The organism is Xanthomonas sp. 60, assembly GCF_011761925.1.
The window spans coordinates 534,109-545,075 of record NZ_JAASQW010000003.1; the positions used below are offsets into that span (position 1 = coordinate 534,109).

The 10,967-nt window shown below is 67.5% G+C and carries 13 protein-coding genes; 8 read left to right on the forward strand and 5 right to left on the reverse strand.

Translation table 11 applies throughout. The features are described 5' to 3' along the window. Positions 1 to 33: 33 nt before the first annotated feature. Complete coding sequence (prmA, locus tag FHY09_RS09275) at positions 34 to 954, reverse strand: 50S ribosomal protein L11 methyltransferase (protein ID WP_166926393.1); 921 nt, start codon at positions 952 to 954, stop codon at positions 34 to 36. A 154-nt stretch (positions 955 to 1,108) separates the two neighbouring features. Here prmA and FHY09_RS09280 point away from each other — a divergent pair, with 154 nt between their 5' ends. Together FHY09_RS09280 and FHY09_RS09285 are read left to right on the forward strand one after the other, a co-directional pair. After that, complete coding sequence (locus FHY09_RS09280; protein ID WP_166926395.1) at positions 1,109 to 2,077, forward strand: hypothetical protein; 969 nt, start codon at positions 1,109 to 1,111, stop codon at positions 2,075 to 2,077. Further along, entirely contained in the window at positions 2,074 to 2,436 is a 363-nt protein-coding gene (locus FHY09_RS09285; protein ID WP_166926397.1) for a hypothetical protein, read from the forward strand. The genes FHY09_RS09280 and FHY09_RS09285 overlap by 4 nt, the downstream gene beginning before the upstream one ends. Before the next feature lie 88 nt (positions 2,437 to 2,524). Here FHY09_RS09285 and accC read toward each other — a convergent pair whose 3' ends face one another. The 3 genes from accC to aroQ all read right to left on the reverse strand — a co-directional run bounded on the left by accC (position 2,525) and on the right by aroQ (position 4,898). Then, the gene (gene accC, locus FHY09_RS09290; protein WP_166926399.1) at positions 2,525 to 3,892 is read right to left on the reverse strand and encodes an acetyl-CoA carboxylase biotin carboxylase subunit; all 1,368 of its coding nucleotides are present in this window, start codon (positions 3,890 to 3,892) and stop codon (positions 2,525 to 2,527) included. Between the two features lie 10 nt (positions 3,893 to 3,902). Beyond that, on the reverse strand, positions 3,903 to 4,391 hold the full coding sequence (gene accB, locus FHY09_RS09295) for an acetyl-CoA carboxylase biotin carboxyl carrier protein (protein ID WP_166926401.1): 489 nt from the start codon (positions 4,389 to 4,391) through the stop codon (positions 3,903 to 3,905). A gap of 63 nt (positions 4,392 to 4,454) precedes the next feature. Continuing rightward, positions 4,455 to 4,898 carry a type II 3-dehydroquinate dehydratase gene (aroQ, locus tag FHY09_RS09300; RefSeq protein WP_166926603.1) on the reverse strand — a complete coding sequence of 148 codons (444 nt, stop codon included), beginning with the start codon at positions 4,896 to 4,898 and terminating at the stop codon, positions 4,455 to 4,457. Between the two features lie 273 nt (positions 4,899 to 5,171). Between aroQ and FHY09_RS09305 the strand changes: the two genes are divergently transcribed. Next, positions 5,172 to 6,077 (forward strand): hypothetical protein, encoded by a 906-nt coding sequence (locus FHY09_RS09305; protein WP_166926403.1) that lies wholly within the window; start codon positions 5,172 to 5,174, stop codon positions 6,075 to 6,077. A 72-nt stretch (positions 6,078 to 6,149) separates the two neighbouring features. On the opposite strand, the gene FHY09_RS09310 is transcribed toward FHY09_RS09305, so the two are convergent. Beyond that, positions 6,150 to 6,854, reverse strand: coding sequence for a TorF family putative porin (locus FHY09_RS09310; RefSeq protein WP_166926405.1), 705 nt, complete (start codon positions 6,852 to 6,854; stop codon positions 6,150 to 6,152). Positions 6,855 to 7,108: 254 nt separating this feature from the next. On the opposite strand from FHY09_RS09310, the gene FHY09_RS09315 reads away from it, so the two are divergent. From FHY09_RS09315 to FHY09_RS09335, 5 genes are all read left to right on the forward strand, one after another. Further along, a complete protein-coding gene (locus FHY09_RS09315) occupies positions 7,109 to 8,032 on the forward strand; it encodes an NAD(P)/FAD-dependent oxidoreductase (RefSeq protein WP_166926407.1) in 924 nt (307 codons plus the stop codon). Between the two features lie 97 nt (positions 8,033 to 8,129). Further along, positions 8,130 to 8,639: a DUF892 family protein gene (locus FHY09_RS09320; protein ID WP_166926408.1), complete on the forward strand. Its 510-nt coding sequence runs from the start codon at positions 8,130 to 8,132 to the stop codon at positions 8,637 to 8,639. Between the two features lie 64 nt (positions 8,640 to 8,703). Continuing rightward, complete coding sequence (locus tag FHY09_RS09325; RefSeq protein WP_166926410.1) at positions 8,704 to 8,880, forward strand: DUF3606 domain-containing protein; 177 nt, start codon at positions 8,704 to 8,706, stop codon at positions 8,878 to 8,880. A gap of 108 nt (positions 8,881 to 8,988) precedes the next feature. Further along, positions 8,989 to 9,408, forward strand: a complete 420-nt coding sequence (locus FHY09_RS09330; RefSeq protein ID WP_166926412.1) for a DUF2231 domain-containing protein — start codon at positions 8,989 to 8,991, stop codon at positions 9,406 to 9,408. Beyond that, entirely contained in the window at positions 9,405 to 10,784 is a 1,380-nt protein-coding gene (locus tag FHY09_RS09335; RefSeq protein ID WP_166926414.1) for a PQQ-dependent sugar dehydrogenase, read from the forward strand. The genes FHY09_RS09330 and FHY09_RS09335 overlap by 4 nt, the downstream gene beginning before the upstream one ends. Positions 10,785 to 10,967 lie beyond the last annotated feature (183 nt).

Sequence of the window (10,967 nt, forward strand, 5' to 3'; positions counted from 1 at the left end):
GGGTCGAGCCCTATTCAAGCACGTTCACCCGGATCAGGCGCGGCGGACGCCGGTGATGCGCATCCAGTCACCGTCCTGTTCGGCCTGCAGGTCATCGAACCACGCACCGTAGCGGTGCAGGAGCTCGCCTTCCTGGCCCTGCAGGATGCCCGACAGGGCGATGCGGCCACCGGCCGCCACGCGCGCCGCCAGCAGGTCGGCGAGGGCGTCCAGCGCCGAGGCGAGGATGTTGGCGACCACGATGGGGTAGGTGGCGGCCGGTTCGTCCTGTGGCAGGAACACCTGCATGCGTGCCTGCTCGCCGTTGCGCTCGGCATTGTCCGCAGTGGCGATCAGCGCCTGCGGATCGTTGTCCACGCCGATGGCCCGCGCCGCGCCGAGCTTCAGCGCGGCCAGCGCCAGGATGCCCGAACCGCAGCCGAAATCGAGCACGGTCTGGTCCTGCAGGCGCCCCTCGGCGGCCAGCCCATCCAGCCAGCGCAGGCACAGGGCCGTGGTGGGGTGGGTGCCCGAGCCGAACGCCAGGCCCGGATCAAGCCGCACGATCGCCGCGTCGGCCGCCTGCGCGGCCTCGGGAAGCGCGTGGTTCCACGGCACGATCCAGGTGCGTTCGCCGAAGGCCATGGGCTGGAACTGGTCCAGCCAGGCACGCTCCCAATCCTCGTCCTGCACGGCACGGAAGCTCGCGGTGGACCAGTCCAGGCCGCCGTCGAAGGCCTCCAGCGCGGCCAGCAGCACCAGCCCATCGGTCTCGGCGGGGAACAGCGCGCTCAGCACCAGGGTGTCCCACAGCGGGGTCTCGCCCACACCGGGTTCGAGGATGGCCTGCTCGTTGCTGGTGTCGGCCTCGGCATCGAGCATCGTGACCGCCAGAGCGCCCACGTCTTCCAGGGCGTTCTCGTAACGGGGCTGGGTGGCTTCGGTGCAGCGCAGGGTGAGTTCCAGGAACGGCATGGTCGCAGCAGGCTCGGTCGGCGAAAGCGAGCATGCTAGACGATGCCCGCCATCGAGGCACGAATCTCTGGCGGCGATGAGATGCAGCCGGTGCCCGCTGTCATCCTTTGCCTGTTGATAGACTAGGGCATCTCTTCCGTTGCCGACGTCAGCCATGGCCTTCGCGCCTGCGGTGAAAACCTGGTTGCTGGTCGTGCCTGCCGTGGCGCTGCTCGGCCTGGCCGGACTGCGCGTGGGCGAGCGTCTGGCGCAAGGCGCCGGACCGTCGGAAACATTCGCGGCCAGCGGCGCGCAGGGGGATGCGCCGATGGCACTGGGACCGCTGGCGATGGCGTCGTCGAACGGGCCAGGCAGCCGCCGCGAGCCTGGGCGCATGCTGCCCTCGGGGCTGCCCCTGGACCTGCGCGCCGACCTTGAAGGTGATACCGATCTGCATGCCTTGGCGCAGCGCCTGCGTGTGCAGGCCGATGCCGGCAACGTGGAGGCCCGCTGGGTGCTCAGCCGGGTCTACGATTACTGCAGCCCCTACGCCAACGATGCAGGTGGCTACCAGCGCGACAGCGCGGCGTTGGCCACGCTCGGTTCCGGGGGAGCGTCGGCCATGGTGGCGGCGCGTTCGCGCGTGGCCGACCGCTGCGCAGGCTTCGTGCCCAGCGACAACCTCGGCCATGCGCTGGTGTTCACCCAGCGGCGCCAGGCGGCGCTGGGCGGCAACCTCGCCGCCGAAGCGTCCCTGATGGCCGATGGCCAGCCGCTGGAGGAGGGCGACGACTATCGGCGCAGCCTGGTGCAGCGTGTGCGTGCCTCGCGCGATCCGGAAGCGTTCATGGCACTGGCCCCGGCAATGGGGCTGCGTGCGGCTGGCGATCAGGCGTTGGTCGGCCTGGTGGCGGGCGAGGCGCTGAGTGAGTTGGCGTGGCGCGTGGCCGCCTGCGATCTGGGCATGGCCTGCGGGCCGGGCAGCGTGCTGATGAACAGTTACTGTGCCAACGGCGGCATCTGCAGCCAGGATGCCGGCCAGGGATTCACCGATTTTGTGTACGACGCTGCGGTATCGCGGCAGGGTGCTGAGAAAATGACCGAGTGGGTTGAGCAACTGACAGGAAAGAGGACTGATCGATGAAGTACCGTCGATTGCTGCATGGCGCGAAGTTCTGGTTCTGGGTGGCGCTGTTTTTCGCCTATTCCGCGGGTGCCGTCGGCCTGTTGATGGTCGACACGCAGGAGGACCGTTACCGGTTGCTCTCCAAGGTGGAACTCACCCGCGTGCAGTCCGCACACGAGACGCGTGCGGCGGGCGCCAGCCAGGTGGCTGCGGTGTACCGGGCGACCAGTGGCCTGCCGTTTTCTTCGATGCCGGCCGGCAGCACCTTCCAGGTGGTCTGGCCGGACGGCTCCACCGAAACGATGGTGATCGTGGACCCCAGTTCACCCAACGGCGTACGCCCGGTGCCAGGCAGCCAGATTCCCGCCGCGGACTGACGGCTTCACGATCGGCTCCACGAATGAACGAACGCCGGGCCCAAGGGCCCGGCGTTTTGGTTTCCATCCCGATGCAGGCGGGCTGCGATCAGGTCAGGGCGATCGACTTCGTCTTGCGCTCGGCCAGCCGCTTTTCCAGGTAATGGATGTTCTGTCCACCGGCCTGGAAGCCCTTGTCACGCATGATGCGCTGCTGCAGGGCCACGTTGGTCTTGATGCCGTCCACCACCATCTCGCTCAGTGCCACGCGCATGCGGGCAACGGCGGTCTCGCGGTCCGGTCCGTGCACGATCAGCTTGCCGATCATGGAGTCGTAGTTCGACGGAACGCGGTAGCCGGCGTAGATGTGCGTGTCCACGCGCACGCCGGGGCCGCCGGGTGCATGGAAGGCGGTGATCTGGCCGGGGCTGGGCACGAACGTTTCCGAATCTTCCGCGTTGATGCGGCATTCGATGGCGTGGCCGTTGAGCACGATGTCGCTCTGCTTGATCGACAGCTTCTGGCCAGCGGCGATCTTCAGCTGCTCCACCACCAGGTCGATGCCGGTCACCATCTCCGTCACCGGATGCTCCACCTGGATGCGGGTGTTCATTTCGATGAAGTAGAACTGGCCATTCTCGTAGAGGAACTCGAAGGTACCCGCACCGCGGTAGCCGATGCGGACGCAGGCCTCGGTGCAGACCTTGCCGATCTGCTCGCGCTGCTCGGCGCTGATGCCCGGTGCAGGTGCTTCCTCCACCACTTTCTGGTGGCGGCGCTGCATCGAGCAGTCACGCTCGCCCAGGTGGATCGCGTTGCCCTGGCCGTCAGCCAGTACCTGGATTTCCACGTGGCGCGGATTCTCCAGGAACTTCTCCATGTAGACCTCGCCATTGCCGAACGCGGCCTTGGCTTCGGTCTTGGTGGTCTCAATGGAGGTCTTGAGGGACGCTTCGGCATGCACCACGCGCATGCCACGGCCACCGCCGCCACCTGCGGCCTTGATGATGACCGGGTAACCGATCTCGCGGGCGATGCGGGTGTTGGCGACGATGTCATCGCCCAGCGGACCGCCCGAGCCGGGCACGCACGGCACGCCGGCGGCCTTCATGGCACGGATGGCTTCGACCTTGTCACCCATCATCCGGATGGTTTCGGCCTTCGGGCCGATGAACACGAAGCCGGACTGCTCCACGCGCTCGGCGAAGTCCGCGTTCTCGGACAGGAAGCCGTAGCCCGGGTGGATGGCCTGGGCGTCGGTGACTTCCGCCGCGGCGATCAGGGCGGGGATGTTGAGGTAGCTCTGCGGCGACGGGGCCGGGCCGATGCAGACCGACTCGTCGGCCATGGCCACGTGCTTGAGGTTGCGGTCGACCGTCGAATGGACGGCCACCGTGCGGATGCCCAGGGTGTGGCACGCGCGCAGGATGCGCAGCGCGATTTCCCCTCGGTTGGCGATGACGATTTTATCGAGCATGGTCTGCCCCTCAGCCGATCACGAAGAGCGGCTGATCGAACTCCACCGGCTGGCCGTTCTCGCCGAGGATGGCGACGATCGTGCCAGAGGCATCGGCTTCGATGGGGTTGAACATCTTCATGGCCTCGATGATCGCCAGGGTCTCGCCTTCCTTGACCTGCTGGCCAAGGGTGACGAAGGCTGGCTTGTCCGGTGAGGACGACGCATAGAACGTGCCGACCATGGGCGAACGCAGCACGTGGCCGTCCGGCAGGGCATTGGCCGGCTTGGCGCTGCCGCCGCCGGTGGAGGCTTCGGTGGGGGACTGCATCGGCATCGGAGCGGCTGGCGCGGCAGGGGCCGACGGCGAGGCCATCACCTGCGTCGGCGCCATCTGCGCGAAGGTACCTACCGGAGCGCGCGACAGGCGCACGGATTCTTCGCCTTCCTTGATTTCGATTTCGGCAAGGTTCGACTCTTCCAGCAGGTCGATCAGCTTCTTGATTTTGCGCAGATCCATGGGGGCCTCTTGAGGTTTGACTGTCTGGGTAACAACCGGCGCGGGCGCGCCCGTCGAGGGAATTCAGGCGTGGGACAACCGCCGCACGGCGGCGTCCATCGCATAACGGTAGCTGTCGGCGCCGAAACCACAGATGACGCCAACGGCCTTGTCACTGAAGTAGCTGTGCTGCCGGAACGGCTCGCGCGCATGCGGGTTGGAGAGATGGATCTCGATGAACGGCACGTCCACCGCCGCCAGCGCATCGCGCAGGGCCACGGAGGTGTGGGTGAAGGCCGCGGGATTGATCAGGATGAACGCGGTGCCATCGCCGCGCGAGGCCTGGATGCGCTCCACCAGCACGTGCTCGGCATTGGATTGCAGGCTCTCGGCGGTATGGCCGGCGGCGGCGGCCTGGGCCTGCAGGGCCTGGTCGATGGCGGCCAGCGTCGTATGGCCGTACACGCCCGGCTCGCGGGTGCCGAGCAGGTTGAGGTTGGGACCGTGCAGGACGAGCAGCTTTGCCATGGAGACCGCGCGACGGGAGAGGGCGGCAGTCTGGCGGATCATGTAATTGAAGTCCAGTTCGGCGAAGTTACGCGCGTTTCAATTGTCCGTTTGAAATCCATGCCTGTTCGGCGGTTGCCGGCGTGCCGCCAGCGCGTTGCCGCCGTGAGCGGCTGGCGGGTGGGGCAGGCCATGGAACAGATCCGGCACCGGATATGCTTGCCCGGGCACGATCTTCCTTCGACAGGCTGCGCCGCCATGATCACCCGAGCAGGCTCCCTTATCCGAAAGGCCATGCTGCTGGTCGTCGCCCTGCTGGTGGCGACAGGCTGCGCGCGGACCCGCCAGGAAACCGTGCTTGCCTCGGACACGCTGAAGGTGGTGGCGGTGACCCGCAGTACGCTGGACATCACCACCAGCGACTATCGCCACCACACGACCTACGATATCTACCTCGACGGCGAAAAACTCTCCGATGCAGGATTCTCGCGCCTGCTGCAGGCGCCGGAAACGGAGGGTGAGCGCTTCGTCCACAGCGATGCCATCGCGCTCGACACCCAGGCCGTCCTGCTGGCATCGCATGTCGGGGAGGGCGCGCGCTGCTGGACCACGCGGCTTTCCGTGCACGCGGGCAAGGCCGTGCTGGAGAAGATCGTCGAAGGCTCGGTGGACTGTTCACCCCGACCAGCACCCCGTGGCTGGCGGGTGCTGTATGACCAAGCGGACAATCTGTTGCTGGTCAGGGAGCAACCATTCCAGGTATATCCGATCACACGGTACTGGCAGGTGCTGTGGATCGAGGGCGATGTCGTGGCCCTGTACAACGACGAGCGCGACAGCGGGCAGCGGGTGGTGCGGCTCGTGCGGATCTCCACCGATTCCCCCCTCGCCGAGCTCAGGCTGCCCATGCAGCAGTACGCCGCGCCCGCACTGCTGCACGCCTCGCCGGGAGAGCGCAGGCAATGGCTGTTCGACAACTTCACCGTCGCCATGGCGGCGCCTTTCTCGATCGCCCTGCGTCCGGACAACCGGCTGCACACCATCACCCCGGAGGTCTGGGCGGCGTATCAGCAGATCGACCGGGAAAACCGGGACGCCGATGCCCGTGCGCGCGCTGCCGGGGACGCTTGGCACGCGGCGCAGCGCAAGGCGCTGATGGAAGCAGACGCCGCGCGCCCGACGAAGCAGGTGTCACCGTAGGCGGCCCCCGCCCAGGCGGACATCGTTCAGCACCGCAGACACGGGGGGCTGCAGCACTGTGGGAACGTGCACTCAGAACGTGGCCTGCACCGCCGCTTCCACCCGCGTGCCGGCCCACGTGCCGAAATCGCGCTCGGCTGCCGCGTCGGTGTCGTGCAGGGTAAGGCGCAGTTCGAAGGGGGCGGCGACGGCCCAGACCGCACCGAGCTGCAGGTGCGTGTAGTCGGCGTAGCCGCTGGTGCGGGCAAGCCGGTAGTGGCCAGCGGCGCCCTCCAGGCGGATTCGCTCGTTGAGCGGAACGCGCGCGCCGATCTGCGCATAGGTGCCCGTCGCGCCGCTGGCGAGGGCATCGTTGGCGTGCGCGATCTGGACCCAGTACCGCTCACGCCAGGTCAGCGTGGCCGAGACCTCCGTCCAATCCAGGTCGGCGGCGGCGGAAGGGTAGAGGTAGCGTGTCACGCTCAGGTCCAGCGCGGCATCGGCGGTCAGCGCGCCCGACCACCCGGCGGTCAGGTCGATCTCGGTGGAGGCACGCGTCTGCGGTGCGAATTCAACGCTCGAGCCCCACGCCTGGGCATAGAAACCGTGCGTGCCGGCGACCTTCAGGCCGGCCTGCACGGCCGGGTCTTCGTTGCTCTGGCTGGTGCCGCGCCAGACATAATCGGAGGTCAAGGCGCTGGAGCCGGTGACCTCGGCGGCCGAGGCCCCGCCACTGCACAGGGCGGACAGGGCGATCGGCAGCGCGAGATGGCGTGCAGTGGAAGCGATACGGGTCATTGCAGGCGTCCTGGCGGAAACCGTCCGCCGGTCCGCGAATTCTCGAGGTGCGCGCCGTAAAGTCGCCATGCCGGTGGCGGCGGCGGCGAGTACACAACGCATAAAAAAGCGTTCGCGGCCAAGCGCCGTCGTGAGGGGCCAGTGCACGGGCATCGCCGCGCGTGCACGGGGCGTCCACGCGCCATCGCGCAGAACAGGGGACTGCCTGGCGTGTTCGATGCGCCACCGGCGCCTTTCCATCCAGGACGTCACCGATGCGCTCTACCCCGGACACCGCCCGCCCTTCCGTTTTCGACGCCGTGGTCGTCGGCGGCAGCTTTGCTGGAATGTCGGCAGCACTGCAGCTGGCGCGGGCCTGCCGGACCGTGGCGGTGATCGATGCCGGACGGCCACGCAATCGGGCCGCCGAGGTGGCGCATGGCTGCCTGGGGTGGGACGGGGCGCCTCCCGGCGATCTGCTGGCAACCGGCCGTAGGCAGCTGCTCGCCTATGAGCGCGTGCAGTGGATCGAGGACCAGGCACGTTCGGCAGAGGGCTCGGAGGGCGAGGGGTTCACCCTCACCTGCGCCTCGGGTGGGGTGGTGAGGGGCAAGCGCGTGATCCTCGCCCACGGGGTGACCGATCACCTGCCTGACGTGCCCGGGCTGGCCGAGCGCTGGGGACGTTCGGTGCTGCATTGCCCGTACTGCCACGGGTATGAGATCTGCGGGGGCGAGCTCGGCTTCCTGGTGCGGCCGGGCGAGGATGCTTTGGAACACGCGACAGCGCTGTCGCAGTGGGGGCGCGTCACCCTGCTGCATCGCGGCGACGGTGCAGACGCGGCGTGGGCCGGCCTCAGCGACGCGCTTGCGGCGTTGGGCACGACCCTGGAACGCAGTGCCCTGCTGGGTGTGAGCGGGCATGCGACCGCCGAGCTGGCCGATGGCCGCGCGTTGCCGCTGCAGGCGCTGTTCCTGCATCCCGAAGCCACCCTGTCCTCGCCGATCGCCAGGCAGCTGGGCTGTGGCGCTGAGAACGCCGGATGCATCACCACCGATTCCTCCAAGCAGACCACGGTGCCGGGCGTGTTCGCCTGCGGCGATGCGGCGCGCTTTGCAGGCAACATCGCGCTGGCCATCGGCGAAGGCGCACTGGCGGGGGTGGCCACGCACCGTTCGCTGCTTGGACTGTTGGCTTGAGCCTGCCGCGTTCGCTTGGCCGTCACGGCGTTCTCGCCCGCCGCCCATGTCCCCAACGCTACGGTGGAGGCCCGCACGATGATCGACGGAGTCACTCATGACTGAGCACAAGGACCACCTTCTCGACTGGCTGCGCGACGCTCACGCGATGGAGCAGCAGGCCGAGACGATGCTCAAGGGGCAGGCCTCGCGCATCGAGCATTATCCGGTGCTCAAGGCCCGCATCGAGCAGCACATCGACGAGACCATCGGCCAGCGTACGCTGCTCGAAGGCTGCATCAAGCGCCTGGGCGGATCACCCTCCGCGTTCAAGGACGTGATGGGAAAGATGGCGGCGCTGGGCCAGGCAGTCGGCGGCATGACCGCCTCCGACGAGATCGTGAAGGGCGCGATGGCCGGTTATGTCTTCGAGCATTTCGAGATCGCGTCCTACACCGCCCTGATCGCGGCGGCGAAGACCGCCGGGGATGCAGAAACCGCACGCGTGTGCGAGCAGATTCTCGTACAGGAGGAAGCCATGGCCGATTGGCTGGCCGCGCACCTGCCCGACATCACCGAAGAGTTCATGGTGCGCGACGCCACGCCCGGCGTGGAAGCGAAAAAGTAACACCTGCCGGGGCGCCTCCGCGCCCCGGGACCTTGCAGGGGCCACGGGCCCGGGAGCGTTTGCAATGAGCGATGACAAGCAGCAAAGCGGTCGTCCGGACCGTGACCGCATCAACGTGAATGAAGATTACGAACTGCAGTACTGGACCAGGACGCTTGGCGTGTCCGCCGACGTGCTGCGAAAAGCCGTTGCCGCCGTAGGACCGACCTCAGCGGCGGTGCGCAGGCATCTGGGCAAGTAACCGGCCCGCTGCCGGGACGGGCGCGCGGCCGGCAGGCGTGCTTCACGCGCTCCCCCGGCGGGTCATGGCAGCGTGGGACGTCTCTTCTGATGCTCCCGAGAATCCGCCATGTCATCCACTCCCGTCTATACCGTGCGCCGGCCGATCCATCCGGTGCACGCCGCCGCACTGGGCGGTGTCCTGCCGCTCTTCCTGTGCGCGCTCCTTTCGGATTACGCGTTCTACACCACCTATGAAATCCAGTGGGCCAACTTCGCGTCGTGGCTGCTGGTCGCCGCCATGGTGATGACCACCCTGGCGCTGATCGCAGCGCTGATCGGTCAGGCGCGCCGCAGCCGACGCCTCCCTTACACGCTGATCCTGGGCGCGATCTGGGTACTGGGCTTCATCGACAATCTTCAGCATGCGCGCGACAACTTCGCCGTGATGCCCGCTGGCCTGTGGCTGTCGGTGCTGCTGACCCTTCTCGCGCTGGTCGCAACGGTGATCGGTTTTGCCAGCCTGCGTACCGCCGGAGACATTCGATGAACCGCCCTGTCCGCACCACCCTCGTGGTTTCCACTCTTGCGCTGGCCCTGGCGGCCTGTGGCAAAGCACCCGACCTGGCCCAGCATGGCAATGTGCCCAATCTTCCCGAACCCGAACGGGGCCTGCTGCCAAGCATGGTCATCGCCAAGCCGGACAGCTGGGGCGACCAGGTGCCGACCGTGCCGCAGGGCTACAAGGTTTCGGCGATCGCCACCGACCTGGCGATCCCGCGGCAGATGCTGGTGCTGCCCAACGGGGACATCCTGGTGGCCGAGGGACGCGGCGGCAATGCGCCCAAGCTCAAGCCCAAGGACATCATCGCCGCGCCGATCAAGGCCAAGGGCAATACCAAGGTCAAGAGTGGCAACCGCTTGACCCTGCTGCGCGATGGCGACGGTGACGGCGTCTATGAAATCAAGACCGTCTTCGCTGAGAACCTCAATGCGCCCTACGGCCTGGCGATGATCGGCAACACGCTGTACGTGGCCAACCAGGATGAGGTGGTAGCCTTCGATTACCAGCCGGGCCAGACCCGTGCCAGTGGCGAGCCGCGCGTGCTCACCGCGCTGCCTTCGGCGATCAACCACCATTGGACCAAGGCGATGACCGCCAGTGCAGACGGCCGCTTCCTCTATGTGGGTATCGGGTCCAACAGCAATGTCGGCGAGCGCGGGCTGGACGTGGAGGTCGACCGTGCCCGTATATGGCAGATCGACGCGCAGACCGGCGCGCACAAGGATTACGCGACCGGCATCCGCAACCCCACCGCGCTGGCGATCCAGCCCGGCACCGGCACGCTGTGGTCGGTGGTGAACGAGCGCGATGAGATCGGCCCGAACCTGGTGCCCGATTACCTCACCTCGGTGCAGGAGGGTGGCTTCTACGGCTGGCCGTGGAGTTACTGGGGCAAGACCGTGGACAACCGCGTGATGCCGCACAACAAGGAAAAGGTGGCCAAGGCCCTGGCACCCGACTATGCGCTGGGTTCGCACGTGGCCGCGCTGGGCGTGAGTTTCTCCGGGCCGGCCATGGGCGCGCAGTTCGCCGACGGTGCCTTCGTGGGCATGCATGGCAGCTGGAACCGCAATCCGCCGGTGGGCTACAAGGTGGTCTTCGTGCCGTTCCAGAATGGTCGTCCGGCCGGAGCACCGATCGACTTCGTCACCGGTTTCCGCACCGACAAGGACCAGACCCGCGGCCGCCCGGTTGGCGTTGCCGTGGATCCGCGCGGCGCGCTGCTGGTGGCCGATGACCTGGCCAATACCATCTGGCGCGTGGTGCCGACCACCCCGGTCCCGCCGGCGGCGCCCGCGCAACCTGCGGCTGCAGACCCGGCAGCGGCGGGCGCAGCGCCCACCCCGGCGCCGGCGGGCTGAACCGGGTGCCGCGGGTCGGACCGGCCCGCGGCATTCATCCAGGTGCATCTGAAAAGCATTTCCGTGGGCATCGCTTTGCTGTAGAACCTGTCAAGCAGTCTTCACGCAATGCATGTGAAAGTGAACGTCATACCTGATGGGGTCAGCGCAATGATTGAGGCCGCGAGCATTCGTTGGCTGCAC

Coding starts and splice junctions, on each gene's coding strand:
- prmA (WP_166926393.1), bottom strand. CDS start 954: ATGCCGTTCCTGGAACTCACCCTGCGCTGCACCGAAGCCACCCAGCCC.
- FHY09_RS09280 (WP_166926395.1), top strand. CDS start 1,109: ATGGCCTTCGCGCCTGCGGTGAAAACCTGGTTGCTGGTCGTGCCTGCC.
- FHY09_RS09285 (WP_166926397.1), top strand. CDS start 2,074: ATGAAGTACCGTCGATTGCTGCATGGCGCGAAGTTCTGGTTCTGGGTG.
- accC (WP_166926399.1), bottom strand. CDS start 3,892: ATGCTCGATAAAATCGTCATCGCCAACCGAGGGGAAATCGCGCTGCGC.
- accB (WP_166926401.1), bottom strand. CDS start 4,391: ATGGATCTGCGCAAAATCAAGAAGCTGATCGACCTGCTGGAAGAGTCG.
- aroQ (WP_166926603.1), bottom strand. CDS start 4,898: ATGGCAAAGCTGCTCGTCCTGCACGGTCCCAACCTCAACCTGCTCGGC.
- FHY09_RS09305 (WP_166926403.1), top strand. CDS start 5,172: ATGCTGCTGGTCGTCGCCCTGCTGGTGGCGACAGGCTGCGCGCGGACC.
- FHY09_RS09310 (WP_166926405.1), bottom strand. CDS start 6,854: ATGACCCGTATCGCTTCCACTGCACGCCATCTCGCGCTGCCGATCGCC.
- FHY09_RS09315 (WP_166926407.1), top strand. CDS start 7,109: ATGCGCTCTACCCCGGACACCGCCCGCCCTTCCGTTTTCGACGCCGTG.
- FHY09_RS09320 (WP_166926408.1), top strand. CDS start 8,130: ATGACTGAGCACAAGGACCACCTTCTCGACTGGCTGCGCGACGCTCAC.
- FHY09_RS09325 (WP_166926410.1), top strand. CDS start 8,704: ATGAGCGATGACAAGCAGCAAAGCGGTCGTCCGGACCGTGACCGCATC.
- FHY09_RS09330 (WP_166926412.1), top strand. CDS start 8,989: ATGTCATCCACTCCCGTCTATACCGTGCGCCGGCCGATCCATCCGGTG.
- FHY09_RS09335 (WP_166926414.1), top strand. CDS start 9,405: ATGAACCGCCCTGTCCGCACCACCCTCGTGGTTTCCACTCTTGCGCTG.